General features: G+C 65.6%; 15 protein-coding genes. 10 read left to right on the top strand and 5 right to left on the bottom strand.

Features of this window, described 5'->3' with window-relative positions:
- The first annotated feature begins 103 nt into the window (after positions 1 to 103).
- The gene (locus tag P0652_RS07775) at positions 104 to 574 is read left to right on the top strand and encodes a phasin family protein (RefSeq protein ID WP_284178219.1); all 471 of its coding nucleotides are present in this window, start codon (positions 104 to 106) and stop codon (positions 572 to 574) included.
- A gap of 17 nt (positions 575 to 591) precedes the next feature.
- Here the strand turns inward: P0652_RS07775 and hemA are convergent, their stop codons facing one another.
- Positions 592 to 1,827: a 5-aminolevulinate synthase gene (hemA, locus tag P0652_RS07780; RefSeq protein ID WP_284178220.1), complete on the bottom strand. Its 1,236-nt coding sequence runs from the start codon at positions 1,825 to 1,827 to the stop codon at positions 592 to 594.
- Between the two features lie 136 nt (positions 1,828 to 1,963).
- On the opposite strand from hemA, the gene P0652_RS07785 reads away from it, so the two are divergent.
- Both P0652_RS07785 and murA read left to right on the top strand, forming a co-directional pair.
- The gene (locus P0652_RS07785) at positions 1,964 to 2,122 is read left to right on the top strand and encodes a hypothetical protein (RefSeq protein ID WP_284178221.1); all 159 of its coding nucleotides are present in this window, start codon (positions 1,964 to 1,966) and stop codon (positions 2,120 to 2,122) included.
- A gap of 89 nt (positions 2,123 to 2,211) precedes the next feature.
- Complete coding sequence (murA, locus tag P0652_RS07790) at positions 2,212 to 3,501, top strand: UDP-N-acetylglucosamine 1-carboxyvinyltransferase (RefSeq protein ID WP_284178222.1); 1,290 nt, start codon at positions 2,212 to 2,214, stop codon at positions 3,499 to 3,501.
- A gap of 28 nt (positions 3,502 to 3,529) precedes the next feature.
- Here murA and P0652_RS07795 read toward each other — a convergent pair whose 3' ends face one another.
- Positions 3,530 to 3,976 carry a hypothetical protein gene (locus P0652_RS07795; protein ID WP_284178223.1) on the bottom strand — a complete coding sequence of 149 codons (447 nt, stop codon included), beginning with the start codon at positions 3,974 to 3,976 and terminating at the stop codon, positions 3,530 to 3,532.
- A gap of 293 nt (positions 3,977 to 4,269) precedes the next feature.
- Here P0652_RS07795 and hisD point away from each other — a divergent pair, with 293 nt between their 5' ends.
- From hisD to P0652_RS07810, 3 genes are read left to right on the top strand one after another with little or no spacing between them, the layout of a single operon-like run.
- Complete coding sequence (hisD, locus tag P0652_RS07800; RefSeq protein ID WP_284178567.1) at positions 4,270 to 5,511, top strand: histidinol dehydrogenase; 1,242 nt, start codon at positions 4,270 to 4,272, stop codon at positions 5,509 to 5,511.
- Between the two features lie 3 nt (positions 5,512 to 5,514).
- A complete protein-coding gene (locus P0652_RS07805; RefSeq protein WP_502947487.1) occupies positions 5,515 to 6,009 on the top strand; it encodes a UPF0262 family protein in 495 nt (164 codons plus the stop codon).
- Positions 6,006 to 6,461 (top strand): arsenate-mycothiol transferase ArsC, encoded by a 456-nt coding sequence (locus tag P0652_RS07810; RefSeq protein ID WP_284178225.1) that lies wholly within the window; start codon positions 6,006 to 6,008, stop codon positions 6,459 to 6,461. Before P0652_RS07805 ends, P0652_RS07810 begins: the two co-directional genes overlap by 4 nt.
- On the opposite strand, the gene P0652_RS07815 is transcribed toward P0652_RS07810, so the two are convergent.
- Positions 6,462 to 7,541: an anhydro-N-acetylmuramic acid kinase gene (locus tag P0652_RS07815; protein ID WP_284178568.1), complete on the bottom strand. Its 1,080-nt coding sequence runs from the start codon at positions 7,539 to 7,541 to the stop codon at positions 6,462 to 6,464.
- Positions 7,542 to 7,648: 107 nt separating this feature from the next.
- On the opposite strand from P0652_RS07815, the gene P0652_RS07820 reads away from it, so the two are divergent.
- Complete coding sequence (locus P0652_RS07820) at positions 7,649 to 9,016, top strand: 8-oxoguanine deaminase (RefSeq protein ID WP_284178226.1); 1,368 nt, start codon at positions 7,649 to 7,651, stop codon at positions 9,014 to 9,016.
- Complete coding sequence (locus tag P0652_RS07825) at positions 9,013 to 10,689, top strand: SulP family inorganic anion transporter (protein WP_284178227.1); 1,677 nt, start codon at positions 9,013 to 9,015, stop codon at positions 10,687 to 10,689. Before P0652_RS07820 ends, P0652_RS07825 begins: the two co-directional genes overlap by 4 nt.
- 3 nt (positions 10,690 to 10,692) lie before the next feature.
- On the opposite strand, the gene P0652_RS07830 is transcribed toward P0652_RS07825, so the two are convergent.
- Positions 10,693 to 12,120, bottom strand: coding sequence for a protein adenylyltransferase SelO (locus P0652_RS07830; RefSeq protein ID WP_284178228.1), 1,428 nt, complete (start codon positions 12,118 to 12,120; stop codon positions 10,693 to 10,695).
- 8 nt (positions 12,121 to 12,128) lie between these two features.
- On the bottom strand, positions 12,129 to 13,241 hold the full coding sequence (locus P0652_RS07835; RefSeq protein ID WP_284178229.1) for a M20 family metallopeptidase: 1,113 nt from the start codon (positions 13,239 to 13,241) through the stop codon (positions 12,129 to 12,131).
- Positions 13,242 to 13,370: 129 nt separating this feature from the next.
- Here P0652_RS07835 and ftrA point away from each other — a divergent pair, with 129 nt between their 5' ends.
- Positions 13,371 to 14,363, top strand: coding sequence for a transcriptional regulator FtrA (gene ftrA, locus P0652_RS07840; RefSeq protein WP_284178230.1), 993 nt, complete (start codon positions 13,371 to 13,373; stop codon positions 14,361 to 14,363).
- A gap of 101 nt (positions 14,364 to 14,464) precedes the next feature.
- Positions 14,465 to 14,863 (top strand): rhodanese-like domain-containing protein, encoded by a 399-nt coding sequence (locus tag P0652_RS07845; RefSeq protein ID WP_284178231.1) that lies wholly within the window; start codon positions 14,465 to 14,467, stop codon positions 14,861 to 14,863.
- The last annotated feature ends 99 nt before the right edge of the window (positions 14,864 to 14,962 follow it).

The raw sequence follows: 14,962 nt of genomic DNA on the forward strand, positions 1-14,962 counted from the left end.
TCAACCTTAACAGCCACCCGCTTGACCGGCTTGCCATGAGCCATGAAGAGCCTAATCTCCGGATGCGGCCGTATCACGCGGCGCATGCGAGGGGAGATCGCCGATGACCAAGCCGACCAGTCCGTTTCCGATGCCGGAAGAGATCCGGTCGATGATCGATCAGGGCGTCAGCCAGGCCCGCGAGGGGTTCGGCAAGGTCCTCGGCGCGGCGGGTGAAGCGGCCGCCTCGATCGAGACAAAATCGGATGCCGCGGCCGCCCAGGCTGCCGAACTGCGCCGCAAGGGCCTCGCCCTCACCGAGTCCAGCATGAATGCTGCGTTCGACCTGGCGCAGAAAATGGTCTCGGCCAGAAGCATCGAGGAGATCGTCCGGCTGCAGACCGAGTTCATGTCAGGTCAGTTCGAGACCTTCCGCAGCCATATGCAGCAGGCCGGCGCCGAGATGCAGAAGCAGGGCCAGGCCATGGCTACCGAAATGATGGGTGAGGCCACCAAGGCGCAGGCCAAGGCCAAAGCCGCCATGGAAGAGGGCGTCGCCGCCGTCACCAAGGCGACCCGCCCGAAAAAGGGCTGATCACCCGGAACGGATGCTCACTCGGCGGCAAGCGGCGGCGCGTTGCGGAACTGCAGGCCGAGAGCTCCGAAAGTTTCCACCAGGGCGCTGACCAGTTCTTCGGTCAGCGCCTCGTCATGAAACGGCGTCGGTGTGATGCGCAACCGTTCGGTCCCGCGCGGCACGGTGGGATAGTTGATCGGCTGCACATAAATGGCGTGCCGCTCCAGCAACCTGTCGCTCGCCGCCTTGGCAAGGGCCGGATCCCCGATCATCACCGGCACGATATGCGTCGGATTGTCGAGCACGGGAATCCCCGCTTCGCCGAGCGCCCGCTTGACCGCCGCCACCCGGGCGCGGTGTTGCTGCCGTTCGGCCTGCGAACCGGAGAGGTGGTGGATCGAGGCGCGCGCGGCAGCCGCCAGCGGCGGTGGCAGGGCCGTGGTGAAGATGAAGCCATGGGCATTGCAGCGGACGGCATCGACCATTTCGTGGCGCGCTGTGATGTAGCCGCCGAAGCAACCGAAGCCCTTGCCGAGCGTGCCCTGGATCACGTCAACCCGCGCCATTGCGCCGATTTCCTCGGCATAGCCGGCGCCATGCGCACCATAGAGGCCGACGGCATGGACCTCGTCGAGATAGGTCAGGGCGCCGTAACGCTCCGCGAGGTCGCAGATCGCTTCGATCGGCCCGACATCGCCATCCATTGAATAGACACTTTCGAAGACGATCAGCTTCGGGCGGTCGGGATCGGCCGCGCGCAGCAGGTTTTCCAGATGCGCGACATCGTTGTGCCGGAACACGGCCTTCTCGCAGCCGGCGCGGCGCACGCCGTCGATCATCGAATTATGGTTGTCCGAATCCGACAGGATCAGGCAGCCGGGCAGGCATTGCGCGAGCGTGGCGATCGCCGTCTGGTTGGCGACGTAGCCGGAAGAGAATACCAGCGCCGCCTGCTTGCCATGAAGCCGGGCGAGATCATGTTCGAGCCCCACCACGGCATGGCTGTTGCCGGAAATGTTCCGCGTGCCGCCCGCACCCACGGAGCCGGATTCCGCCTCATTGACCATCGCGGCAACGACATCCGGATGGCGGCCCATCCCGAGATAGTCATTGGAGCACCAGACCGTGACTTCGCGCGGCTCAGCGCCGGCATGCCAGGTGGCGCGGGGGAAGCGGGCGCGATCCCGGGCGATTTCCGTGAAGACGCGGTAGCGGTTCTCGGCCTTGAGGCCTGTGGTGACCGCTTCGAACGCTTTCCGGTAGTCGAACATCCGCTTTTCCCGTCTTGACTGGACCGGAACGTGCGATACCGCACCACACATGCCGGTTTTGCCATATATTGCCATTTAGAGGCATGAAGCAAATCTGCCATTGCGACAATAGGTCTGCCCTGCCATTGGAGCCGAAATGACCACGAGACCGCCCGATCCGGATCGCAAGGCGCGCCTCGCCGAAGCGCTGCGTGCCAATCTTCAGCGGCGCAAGCAGCAGGCGAGGCAGCGTTCCCGGACCACATCCGCCGAGAAACCGCCACAAAGCCCGGGCACGCCCGAGACCACACGCTGAACCCGTTTGCCTTGCCGGCTGCGGCATGGCAAAGCACCGCGTTCGTCCTGCCGTCCTGTCCGGGATGGCCAAAAAAAGCGAGATCATCCATGGATCGCATCAAGATCGTCGGCGGCAGCCCGCTTCGGGGCAGCATTCCGATCTCAGGCGCCAAGAACGCCGCTCTGCCGCTGATGATCGCGAGCCTGCTGACGCCGGGCACGCTTGTTCTTGAGAATGTGCCCCGCCTCTCCGATGTGCGGATGCTGAAAAGGATCCTCGGCAATCACGGCGTCGATGTTACCGTTGCCGGCAAGCGCATCGGCGAAACGGGCGAGGATGGCGAGGTTGTCCGCCTTTCAGCTGCGGCGATCGTCGACACGGTTGCACCTTATGAACTGGTCTCGCAGATGCGGGCCAGCTTCTGGGTTGTTGCGCCGCTGTTGGCCCGGATGGGGGAAGCCAAGGTCTCTCTGCCGGGTGGCTGCGCCATCGGCACCCGGCCGGTTGACCTGCTGCTCATGGCGCTCGAGAAACTCGGCGCTTCGATCGAGATCGATGCTGGCTACGTCATTGCGCGGGCGCCCAAGGGCCTGACTGGTGGCGAGATCGATTTCCCGAAGGTCACGGTCGGTGGCACCCATACGGCCCTGATGGCCGCGGTTCTGGCCCGGGGCACCACGCTGATCCGCAATGCCGCCCGCGAACCGGAAGTGACCGACCTCGCCGAATGCCTCGTGAAGATGGGGGCACGCATCAAGGGAATCGGCACGGCGGAACTGGAGGTCGAGGGCGTGGCCAACCTTCACGGCGCCACCCATCGCGTCCTTCCGGACCGCATTGAGGCGGGAACTTATGCTTTTGCAGCGGCGATGGCTGGCGGTGATGTCATGCTGGAGGGCATTGCCCCGCATCACCTGCAGGCGGCGCTCGACAAGCTGGAACAGGCCGGGGCGGAGGTGATCGCCACCAATGAGGGCATCCGGGTACGTCGCAACGGCCATGGTATCCAGCCGGTCGACGTGACGACGGAAGCTTTCCCGGGTTTCCCCACCGATCTTCAGGCGCAGTTCATGGCCCTGATGACGCGGGCAGAAGGCACGTCGCGCATTACCGAGACGATTTTCGAGAACCGCTTCATGCATGTGCAGGAACTTGCCCGTTTCGGGGCGCGGATCCGGCTCGACGGCGATGCGGCGATTGTCGAGGGCATCCAGACACTGAAAGGCGCGCCGGTCATGGCGACCGATCTCCGCGCCTCCGTCAGCCTGGTAATCGCGGCCCTCGCCGCAGAAGGCGAGACGATGATCAACCGGGTCTATCACCTCGATCGCGGATTCGAATCGCTCGAAGCCAAGCTTTCGCGCTGCGGTGCAAATGTGGAGCGCATCCGCGCCTGACGCGGATGCGCCTGTTTGCCAGCAGGTGTCAGTAGCGGACGTTGCCCGCCTTGCGGCCAAAGCCCGGGATGAAGCAATAGCAGCCGGACATGATGGGCACGACGCCGCCGGCCGAGCAATTCCCGCGCGAGGTCACGCAGACCGAGCCCATCGCCGTACGACGCCGCGGCGCGGGATAGTAGTCGTCCTCGTAGCGCCGCGGACCCCGGTAATAGCCGTCATCCCGATACCGGGGGCGGGGGGCGCCAGCGAAGGCGCGCACATTGCCGGCCTTGCGGCCAAAACCGGGGATATTGCAATAGCAGCCCGCGCCCATCGGGGCATAGCCGGCCGAGCAATTCCCGCGTGACGTCACACAGATCGAGGGGCCGCGTTCGTAATACTGCGCCTCGGCATGGGCCGCCATGCCGAGGATCAGGAGAAATCCGGCGATCCACGCCTGGAGCCGCGACCGGAGGAAACGGGAATGTGTCATGGATGACCTCGGAAGAAAGACAGCAACCCGAACAGGCTAGGCCAGATTGCGTGCAAACCCAAGCCGGATTCGGGCCCAGCGATGCAACAGAATGGAGATGTCCTTGTCGCACCGCGATAAAGTCGTATCGAGACCGTTGCAGCCACGCCGGAGGGTCGATAACAACGAAGAAGTCGAATTCGAGCGAGGGCCCGTCCTTGGTGCATCATTCCCCCCGGCTGACAGGTAGCGAAGTCTCGCCGCGCTGGCGCCTCTCGACGGCCGATGCCGATTTCGAGCGGCGTTTCGTGGCCATGGCCGGCTCCAAGCGGGAGGTTGCTGCCGATGTGGACAAGGTCGTCGCGGGTATTCTGGCGGATGTGAAATTGCGTGGCGACAACGCTGTCCGCGATTTCACGCTCCGGTTCGACGGGATCGACCTGCGCGGCACCGGCGTCCGCTTCACCGAGGCGGAGGTCGAAGAAGCGGTCAACCAGTGCAAGAACGCGCATCTCGACGCGTTGAAGATTGCGGCCCGGCGCATTCGCGCCTTCCACGAGCGACAGGTCCCGCGCGACGACGTTTTCGAGGATCATCTCGGTGTGAAACTCGGCTGGCGCTGGACGCCGATTGCGGCCGTGGGCCTGTATGTGCCCGGCGGCTCGGCCTCCTATCCCTCGTCGGTGCTGATGAATGCCATCCCTGCCAAGGTGGCCGGTGTGGACCGGGTGGTGATGGTTGTGCCAACGCCGCGTGGAAACCTCTCGCCTCTGGTTCTTGCCGCCGCCCAGCTTGCCGGCGTGGACGAGATCTACCGGATCGGCGGGGCACAGGCGGTTGCCGCCTTGGCCTACGGAACCGAGACGATCCGCCCGGTCTCGAAGATTGTCGGGCCCGGCAATGCTTATGTGGCCGCCGCGAAGCGCCAGGTCTTCGGCCAGGTCGGCATCGACATGATCGCCGGCCCGTCCGAAGTAGTGATCATCGCCGATCGTTCCGCCAATGCCGAATGGATCGCCGCCGATTTGCTCGCCCAAGCGGAGCACGACACCGCCGCGCAGTCGATCCTGATCACCAACGAGCCCGATCTTGCCGAGGAGGTGATCGTCGCGGTGAATGGCCAGCTTGCGACGCTCTCCCGCAAGGATATCGCGGCGGCGAGTTGGCGCGACAACGGGGCGATCATCCTTGTCGAGGACATGGTCGACGCAACCCGCGTCGCCAATCGCCTCGCCGCCGAGCATCTCGAGATCCACACGCGGGATCCGGAGGGCGTTGCCCTTCGCATCCGCGAGGCCGGCGCAATCTTCCTCGGCGCCTACACGCCCGAAGCCATCGGCGACTATGTCGGTGGCTCGAACCATGTCCTGCCGACGGCCCGCTCCGCGCGCTTCGCCTCGGGGCTCGGCGTGCTCGACTTCATGAAGCGCTCCTCGATCCTCCGCTGCGGTCCTGACCAGCTGGCGGTTCTGGGCCCGACCGCCATCACCTTGGGCGAGGCCGAGGGCCTTGATGCCCATGCCCGGTCCGTGGCGATCCGGCTGAACCGGCGGTGAGTGATGGGCGCTGAAGGGTCCGACATGCGGCGCCTGGTTGCGGTCACGCTCGACGAGGCCTCGATCGAGCGCGGAACGCCCGATCAGGAACATGAGCGCGCCATCGCCATCTATGACCTGGTCGAGGAAAATGTGTTCGGCATCCCCGGCGATGCCGGCGGCCCCTACACCTTGTCCCTTGGCCTGGTGGCCAACCGGCTTTCCTTTGACATCCGGCGTGAGGATGCCAGCCCGGTCGTGGCGCATCTGCTGTCGCTCTCGCCCTTCCGCAAGGTGATCAAGGATTATTTCCTGATCTGCGAGAGTTATTACGAGGCCATCCGCTCCGCCTCACCGGAGCGGATCGAGGCGATCGATATGGGCCGTCGGGGTGTCCATGACGAAGGGGCAGGCCTCGTTATCGAGCGGCTCGAAGGCAAGATCGAGATCGACCACAAGACGGCTCGACGGCTCTTTACCCTGATCGCGGCCCTGTCCTGGAAGGGGCAGGACCGGTGAGCGAACCCACAGCCCAACCGATTCAGGCGGTCCTCTTCGTCTGCTCCATGAATGCCGTCCGCTCGCCTATGGCCGAGGGGTTGGCGCGCATGCGCTACGGCCGCACGCTGTATGTCGATTCCGCCGGCCTTTCGAAAGCCGATCGGGACGGTTTCGCCCTTTCCGCCCTGCGCGAGCTCGGCATCGATTTCGAGGGTGACGAACCTCACACGCTCGACGAGATCGATTGCGAAGGCTTCGATCTGGTGGTCGCCTTGTCCCCGGAAGCCCATGCCCGCGCCCGGGAACTTCTGCGCGCGACCTCCGTTGAACTGCTCTATTGGCCGATCGAGGATGCCACGCAAGAGACAGGCACGCGCGATCAGCGCCTCGAGGCTTATCGCCGCGTCCGTGACATGATCGACCGGCATATCCGCGATGTGATCGGCCCGCGCGTCCGCCGGGCCGGGTAGTCAGGCTGGCCAGAACGCGCCGCCCGGCATCGGTTCCGGCACGCCCGTTGTTCCCGGCAGACTCAACGGAAGCCCGAGCCGCGAGCGGATCGCGAGATAGGCGAAACATTCCGCCTCCAGCAGGTCGCCATCCCAGCCTGCGGCCTCCACCGGTTCCACGGGAACGCCGAGCTGCTCGGCAAAGCCGCGCATGAAAACGGGATTATGCCGGCCGCCGCCGGTGACCAGCCATCGGAGCGCCGGTCTCGGCAGATGCCGGACCACGGCCGCCGTTGCGGCGATGGTGAAGGCGGTCAGCGTCGCGATCTCGTCCGCTGGCGCAAGGTCGCGGGCTGCCCTGGTCAGGCGATGGAAATCGTTGCGGTCGAGCGATTTCGGCAGCGGCTGCACGAAGAAAGGATGCTGCAGCCAGTCGGCAAGCAGCGCCGCCTCAACGCGCCCCCCGCGTGCCACCGCGCCGTCCCGGTCATACGGCTCGCCGAAATGATGCATCATCGCATCGTCGATCAGGGCCGAGGCCGGGCCGGTATCGCAGGCGAGAACCGTTTCACCGTCGAGATAGGTAATGTTTGCCACGCCGCCGAGATTGAGGACCACGAGCGGGTGTTCCAGGCCTGCTGCGAGCGCGGCATGATAGAGCGGCACCAGGGGCGCGCCCTGGCCGCCGGCGGCGACATCGGCGTGCCGGAAGCGGTTGACCACCGGCCGCTCGAGCGCATGCGCCAGTCTCGCGCCATCGCCGAGTTGGCGGGTAAAACGTCTCTCCGGCCGATGGAACACCGTCTGCCCATGCAGGCCGACAAGATCGACAGTGCCGAGATCTAACCCCTTCTGCGCCAGAACCGCCCGGATCGCGCCGGCAAAGGCTTCGGTTACCTCGGCTTCGAGGGCATCGAGATTGCCGGTTTCGGCGCGGGCGGGATCGGCGATCACCGCCTGCAGCTTCGCCCTGAGATCCTGTGGATAGGGCATGGCGCCGCCGCCGAGCGTGTGGACGCGGGAAAGTCCGTCGCTTTCCAGCACGGCCACGTCGATCGCGTCCATCGAGGTGCCGCTGATGGCGCCGACGGCACGGATTATCCCTGTCACTGGCATCATCCCTCGCGAATCATCCTCGATCAGTATGCTGGACCTTGGCCGGCGAACCAGACATTCTGGTAGCAAGAGTCGCCGGGGGGCGTTGAACCATGAGTCGGATCCTCTTCAGGAATGCGCAGGTCATCGCCACGATGGATGCGCAAAGACGGGAATTGCCGGGAGGCTTTGTCCTTGTTGATGGGCCGGAGATCATTCAGGTCGGGGCGGCGGATGAGCCCCTGCCGGAAGCAGGAACAGTCATCGATCTGACCGGGCATGTCGTGCTGCCGGGCCTCGTCAATACGCATCACCATATGGTCCAGTCACTGACGCGGGCCACGCCCGGCGGGCAGGATGCCGAGCTCTTCGGCTGGCTGAAGGCGCATTACCCGATCTGGGCCCATCTGACGCCGGAGATGATCCATGTCTCGGCTGTGACGGCGATGACAGAGCTGGTTCTCTCGGGCTGCACCACCTCGTCGGATCACCTCTACATCTATCCCAATGGCTCGCGGCTCGATGATGCGATCGCGGCGGCACGCCGGGTCGGCATCCGGTTCCACGCCGCCCGTGGCGCCATGAGCGTCGGCGAATCCAAGGGTGGCCTGCCGCCTGATCATGTTGTCGAGGAGGAACCCGCCATCCTGCGCGAGATGCAGCGCCTCGTGGAGGAGTACCACGATGCCTCGCGCTTTGCGATGCTGCGCATCGTGATCGCGCCCTGCTCGCCCTTCACCGTCAGCGAGGACCTGATGCGCGAAAGCGCGAAGCTGGCGAGGCACTATGGCGTGTCGCTGCATACGCATCTGGCCGAGAACGACAACGACATTGCCTATTCCCTCGAGGTCTTCGGCAAGGATCCGGCGGATTATGTCGAGAGCCTTGACTGGGTCGGCCCGGATGTCTGGCATGCCCATTGCGTCAAGCTCGACGACAAGGCCATCCGTCTCTTCGGTCGGACGGGGACCGGCGTCGCCCATTGCCCGTGTTCGAACATGCGTCTCGCTTCCGGCATCGCTCCGCTGGGAAAGATGCGCGCGGCCGGCGTGCCGGTTGGCCTTGGTGTTGATGGCTCCGCCTCGGCCGATGCCGGCCATCTTCTGGCGGAGGCGAGACAGGCCATGCTGCTCCAGCGGGTCGGTTTCGGCCCGGCCGCCATGTCGGCACGGGAGGCGCTCGCACTTGCGACGCTGGGCGGCGCGCGGGTGCTCGGCCGCAACGATATCGGCGCGCTGGCACCCGGCATGGCGGCGGATCTCGTCGCTTTCGACGTGACCGGTCTCGACTTTGCCGGCGCACAGGCCGATCCGGTTGCAGCTCTGGTCTTCTGCACACCACCGAAGGTGAGCTACAGCATGATCAATGGCCGGCTTATCGTCCGCAAGGGCGAGATGCAGACGATCGACCTTCCCAAACAGGTCGAGCAGCATAACCGCCTCGCCCATCAGCTCCGGGTCAAGGCCGGGCTTGCCTCATGAGCCCCATCGAGGGGCGCGAGGCCCCCGCTCTGCCCTCATTGACGCCGAAGCTGCTGACCGTCCTGCGTGAGGGCTACAGCGCCCGTGATTTCCGGGCCGACGCAATTGCCGGTCTCACTGTCGCCATCGTCGCGCTGCCGCTCTCCATGGCCATTGCCATTGCCTGCGGCCTTTCCCCCGATCGCGGGCTCTACACTGCCATTGTCGGCGGCTTCCTGATCTCCGCGCTTGGCGGCAGCCGCTACCAGATCGGGGGCCCCGCCGGCGCCTTCATTGTGCTGATCGCCGGCATCGTCCAGGCCCATGGCTATGACGGCCTTGTCCTGGCCACGATCATGGCCGGCCTGATGATGATCGCGGTTGGGTTCCTGCGCCTCGGCGGCTACATCCGCTACATCCCGTTCCCGGTCACTGTCGGGTTCACCGCGGGCATTGCCGTGATCATCTTCGCCAGCCAGATCAAGGAATTGCTGGGTCTGGCCATCGAGAAGGAGCCGGCGGCACTCCTGCCCAAGCTCGCCGCCATCTGGTCGAGCCTGCCCACGGCCAGCGGTCCGACCATGCTGGTCGCCGGGCTGTCCGTGCTGATGATCCTCGCCTTCCGGCGCTGGCGGCCCAGCTGGCCGGGCCTGCTGATTACCGTGGCGGTGGCAGCCCTCGTCGCCTGGCTTCTCGGGCTGGATATCGGCACGATCGGCAGCCGCTTCGGCGGCGTGCCCAGCAGCCTGCCCAGCCCCTCCCTGCCACCGGTTTCCCTGGCCCGCCTTGCCGAACTGCTTCCCGCCGCCCTGGCCATCGCGCTGCTCGGTTCGATAGAATCCCTGCTGAGTGCCGTTGTCGCTGACGGAATGAGCGGAGGGCGCCATCGCTCCGACATGGAGCTGATCGCGCAGGGCGCAGCCAACATCGCCTCCGTCCTGTTCGGTGGCGTGCCGGTGACCGGCACGATCGCCCGGACGGCAACCAATGTCCGCGCCGGTGCCCGCGGCCCGGTTTCCGGCATGCTCCATGCCGTCTACCTGCTGGCCTTCATGGTCGTCGCGGCGCCGCTCGCCGCCTATATCCCTCTCGCCGCCCTCGGCGCCGTGCTGGCCGTGGTCGCCTGGAACATGGCCGAGAAGCACGAATTCGCTGCCCTGCTCCGGACATCGCGGGCCGATGCGGTGATCCTGCTGACGACTTTCGTCCTGACGATCCTTGTTGACCTGACGATCGCCATCGGAGTCGGCGTCGTGCTCGGCGCTTTCGTTTTCATGCATCGCATGGCGACATCAGTTGAGGTCGCGGGGCTCGCGCCACCGTCGGAGCAGGACGGCGCAGACCCTGTCGAACCGGAATTCCCGGAGGGCGACGTGCTGGTCTACCGGTTGACCGGCGCTTTCTTCTTTGCTGCGGCCGGCAATGTGTCGGTTCTGCTCGAACGCTTGCCCATCCCGCCGCGCGCCTTCATTTTCGATTTCCGGGATGTACCCCTCGCCGACTCCAGTGCCGCGAAGAGCCTCGAACGCTTCGCCCACCGGCTGCACAAGGCCGGTGCGGTCTTTGTGATCACAGGGGCGAATGCGCAGGTGCGGCAGATGTTCCAGCGGGCCGGCCTCGGCCAGCCGCTCGTTCTTTACGCGGAAGATCTCCGCTCCGCGCGGGAACTGATCCACCTGCGAGGCCTCGCCTGATCGTCAGGGGTCGGGCGCAAACCCATAGGCCAGGCGGACGCGCTCGATCCCGGTCAGCTTGGCCGCAAAGCCGATCCAGCTGTCGCGCTCGGCGATCGGTTCCCATAGGGCTTCGATCTCGTCATAGAGCAGGCTCTCCGGCTCGTCCGCACCGAAATAGGCCGATTCCAAGCGGGCATCCGGCGCTGCAGCGCGGTCGCGCCAGAGCGCGATGACAGGGGCGAACTCCGCCCCGGCATAGAGCGCCGCGCGGGGACCGCCGAGCGCCTTCTCCAGCCGAGATGCCCCACCATAGAGGTCGAACATCACGGCCTCGAAGGGCGCCCGCGTCTGGCGCAGGGCGGTGAACAGGGTGCGGATCAGTACCGTGTCGGACTCCCTGTCGCCCACCACGATTCCAAGCCGGCGAAACAGCGCCTCGCGAAGCTCGTCCCAGAAGCGTTCGCCGAACGTGTCGAGCACGGCCTCCAGCCCCGGTTGCGGCGTAAGCGGGATCAGGCATTCCGCCAGCCGAGCAAGATTCCAGGCAATCGTGTCGGCCTGCCGGCCGAAGGCATAGAGCCCGGTCTGGTCGAAATAGGCTGCCGTGAAACCCGGATCGTAGAAGGGCAGGAACCGGTAGGGCCCGTAATCGAAGCTCTCGCCGGTAATGTTGATGTTGTCGGTATTGAGCACCCCGTGCACGAAGCCGGCGGCGAACCATTGTGCGGTCATCCGTGCGGTCCGGCCGGCGACGCTGTCGAACAGGACTAGGGCTTCCTCTGCCATGGTCTCGCGCCGCGCCTCGGGCAGGTAATGGCGCGTGCAATGGCTGACGAGCCGCGCGAGGCTTTCCGTATCCTCTTCCGCCAGCAGGCGCTGGAAGGTCCCGATCCGGATATGCCCGTGCGAGAGCCGGACGAGCACGCCTGACCGGGTGGGGGAGGGCTCGTCGTTGCGGTGGAGGGCCTCGCCGGTCTCGATCAGCGAGAAGCTCTTCGAGGTTTCCACGCCGAGCGCTTCCAGCATGGCGGTGGCCAGCACTTCGCGGATGCCCCCCTTGAGTGTCAACCGTCCGTCGCCACGGCGCGAATAGGGTGTCGTTCCGCTGCCCTTGGTGCCAAGGTCGAGCAGGCGGCCGGCATCATCGCGAAGCTGCGCGAACAGGAAGCCGCGCCCGTCCCCGAGATCGGGATTGTAGCTTCGGAACTGATGGCCGTGATAGCGCAAGGCAAGCGGCGCGGTGAAACTGCCTGGCAGGGGATCGAAGCGGCCGAAATGGCCGATCCATTCCGCATCATCAAGCCCGGCCAGCCCGACCCGCCGCGCCCAGCGATCATTCCGGTAGCGCAGGATCGTAGCCGGAAAATCCGCGGCCTTAACCGGATCCGCGAACGCGGCGCCAAGTTCCGCATGGATCTGCTCCGGCCTGTAGGCAGGGTCAACCGGCACTGCTGCGCTCAGGCCAACGTCATCATAAGCCGGCGCAGCAATTCCGCACGCGGCACGATCGTCCGGCAGTCGATCTGTTCGTAATCCGTATGCGCACCCTTGCCATCGACGCCGAGGCCATCGAGTGTTGCCGCCATCGGTGCGGTGAAATTGCCATCCGAACCGCCGCCGGTATGAATGCCGATCAGCTCGAAGCCGATCTCCGCCGCCTGCTGTGCGGCATGCTCGAACAGGGCTTTTGCTGCCGGCGTCTGTTCGAAGGGCGGGCGGTTCATGCCGCCGGTCACGGTAATCGTCACGCCCTCGGTTTTCGGCTTCAGGCCGAGGATCTTTCCGCACAGCTCCTCCGCCAGTTCGGCGGTGGGAACACGGAGATCGACCGCAGCAACAGCCTCTTCGGGAATGACATTTGCCTTGGTGCCACCCTGGACCACGCCAACGGTGACGGTGACGCCGCGCGCCTCGTCGCACAGGCCTTCCAGTGCCAGGATCACATGGCCCAGCTCACGGATCGCGCTGCGGCCCTCATGCGGCTTCGCGCCGGCATGTGAGGCCAGGCCGCGGATATGGACATCGAACCGTCCGACGCCCTTGCGTGCCGTGACGATCTTGCCGCCATCGCGGGCGGGTTCGGTGACAAGGACATATTTCGCCTGCCGGCCCAAAGCCTCGATCAGCGAGCGGGAGGTCGGGCTGCCGATTTCCTCGTCCGACACATAGAGATGCGTCACCCCCAGAGGGCCGCCACCGGCCGCCGCCGCGGCGCGCAGCGCGTGATGGGCAATGCAGGCGCCGGACTTCATGTCGTAGATGCCAGGACCAAAGGCGATCGGCCCTTCCTCCCGCCACGGCAGGCGCCCGGCGAGGAAGCCCATCGGATGCACCGTATCGAGATGGCTCAGCACGAGAATGCCCGGCTTGTCCTGCCCCCAGTTCGACCGGACGATAAGGTGGTCGCCGCAGCCATCGGTGCCGGGCACGCGCTCGAGCGTGACTGGGAGGCCGGTATGATCCGACATAACCATGTCCACGAGGCGGTTGACCTGATCGGGGCGTTCCGTCGGGCTCTCGATCTCCACCCAGCGGCGGATATGCGCCAGGATCGCATTCTGTTCAAACATGGGGCTGACAAATCTCCGGATTCGAAGGCCAGCCTGTCACAGTGGCCCGGACACGGCAAGGTTGGCGCAACGAAGCTTGGCAGGATCCTGACAAAGAGGCATAAAGCGCCAGCAGTCAGGAGAATCCGCATGACCGTTACGCCTCGATCGCCGCTGGTTGCCGTTCTGGCCTATGACGGCCTGTGCGCGTTCGAATTCGCGATCGCATACGAGGTTTTCGGTCTGCCGCGGCCGGAAATGGGGCCGGGCTGGTACCGTTACTGCCCCTGCGCCGTCGAGCCGGGGCCGCTGCGTTCCGCCAGTGGCCTTGTCGTCGAGGCGGCTGCGGGTCTCGAGATTCTCGCCGAAGCTGATCTCATCATCATCCCCGGATGGCGCGGCATTGCCGCGCCGGTTCCCGGCCCGCTCCTCGAGGCCCTGCGTCAGGCCCATGCGAGAGGCGCGGCAATCGCCTCGCTCTGCTCCGGCGCTTTCGTCCTCGGTGCGGCGGGCCTGCTGGATGGCCGTCGCGCCACGACGCATTGGCGTTATTTCGACGCCATGGCCGACCATTTTCCTGCGGCCCGCCTCGAGCCTGATGTCCTCTATGTCGAGGAGGACCGCATCCTCACGGCCGCCGGCAGTGCGGCTGGCATCGATCTCTGCCTGCATCTCGTCCGGCGTGATTTCGGCGCGGAGGTCGCCAATCGCGTCGCGCGGAGACTGGTCGTCGCGCCACATCGGGAAGGCGGGCAGGCACAGTTCATCGAACGCCCGGTGCCGAAGCCGCGCGAAGGCGCGCGCCTCTCGGCGTTGATGGAATGGATGCAGGCCCATCTCGACGAGGATCAGAAAGTGCCTGATCTCGCGAGCCGAGCCGGGATGAGCATTCGCACCTTCCAACGCCGGTTCGAGGAAACCACCGGCCTGCCGCCGGGAAGCTGGCTGCTGCAACTCCGCTTGGCCCGGGCGCGCGAATTGCTGGAGGCGCCCGAAGACCGCTCGCTGGATGACATTGCCGAGGCGACAGGGTTCCGCACGGTTGCGGCCCTGCGTCATCATTTCCGCCTTCGCCTCGGGGTCAGCCCCGGACAATACCGGGACCGTTTTTTTCGCGACCGGCAACCGTCCCGTGCGGCGTGATGGAATTTGGCTGAATCCTGACGCAGCTTGGCTCTCCGGCCAGTCGTCCGGACGGAGCCTCCGCGGCATACACGGGGCAACTGAACCCGATGGAGAATGCGATGAGCGCCGTGACCGAAATTCCCGTGGCCAGCCCCGAAGAGATCCGCGCCCGCTATGCCGAAAGGCTGCGCTTCGAAACCGATTGCTGGGACGTGCATGACGCCCTCCAGTCGGCCGAACCCGGCTTCGTCCTGCTCGATGTGCGCGGACCTGCCCTGTACGCGAACGGCCATATCGAGGGTGCGATCAACCTGCCACGTGGCAAGATGACGGCCCGGAAAATGGTGGAATGGCCGGAAAGCACGCTTTTCGTGGTCTATTGTGCCGGCCCGCATTGCAACGGCACTGACAAGGCCGCCTTGCGGCTCGGTGAACTCGGTTGCCGCGTCAAGGTGATGATCGGCGGCGTGACCGGCTGGCTCGACGAGGGATTCGCGTTGAAGTCCCTGACGGCTTGATCGGAACGGCCCGGCTTCTGCGACGAAATATCGAATTTTGCAGAGCCGGCTCGCCGAATTTCCCTCTTTCGTTCGATCTTCGCAGTTTGTAAGCCTTGC

The organism is Rhabdaerophilum sp. SD176 (assembly GCF_030143245.1).
Taxonomy (GTDB): Bacteria; Pseudomonadota; Alphaproteobacteria; order Rhizobiales; family Beijerinckiaceae; genus Rhabdaerophilum.

Excerpts from the sequence above, each read along its gene's own strand:
- P0652_RS07775 (WP_284178219.1), top strand. The coding sequence starts at position 104 with ATGACCAAGCCGACCAGTCCGTTTCCGATGCCGGAAGAGATCCGGTCG.
- hemA (WP_284178220.1), bottom strand. The coding sequence starts at position 1,827 with ATGTTCGACTACCGGAAAGCGTTCGAAGCGGTCACCACAGGCCTCAAG.
- P0652_RS07785 (WP_284178221.1), top strand. The coding sequence starts at position 1,964 with ATGACCACGAGACCGCCCGATCCGGATCGCAAGGCGCGCCTCGCCGAA.
- murA (WP_284178222.1), top strand. The coding sequence starts at position 2,212 with ATGGATCGCATCAAGATCGTCGGCGGCAGCCCGCTTCGGGGCAGCATT.
- P0652_RS07795 (WP_284178223.1), bottom strand. The coding sequence starts at position 3,976 with ATGACACATTCCCGTTTCCTCCGGTCGCGGCTCCAGGCGTGGATCGCC.
- hisD (WP_284178567.1), top strand. The coding sequence starts at position 4,270 with ATGGCCGGCTCCAAGCGGGAGGTTGCTGCCGATGTGGACAAGGTCGTC.
- P0652_RS07805 (WP_502947487.1), top strand. The coding sequence starts at position 5,515 with ATGGGCGCTGAAGGGTCCGACATGCGGCGCCTGGTTGCGGTCACGCTC.
- P0652_RS07820 (WP_284178226.1), top strand. The coding sequence starts at position 7,649 with ATGAGTCGGATCCTCTTCAGGAATGCGCAGGTCATCGCCACGATGGAT.
- P0652_RS07825 (WP_284178227.1), top strand. The coding sequence starts at position 9,013 with ATGAGCCCCATCGAGGGGCGCGAGGCCCCCGCTCTGCCCTCATTGACG.
- P0652_RS07835 (WP_284178229.1), bottom strand. The coding sequence starts at position 13,241 with ATGTTTGAACAGAATGCGATCCTGGCGCATATCCGCCGCTGGGTGGAG.
- ftrA (WP_284178230.1), top strand. The coding sequence starts at position 13,371 with ATGACCGTTACGCCTCGATCGCCGCTGGTTGCCGTTCTGGCCTATGAC.
- P0652_RS07845 (WP_284178231.1), top strand. The coding sequence starts at position 14,465 with ATGAGCGCCGTGACCGAAATTCCCGTGGCCAGCCCCGAAGAGATCCGC.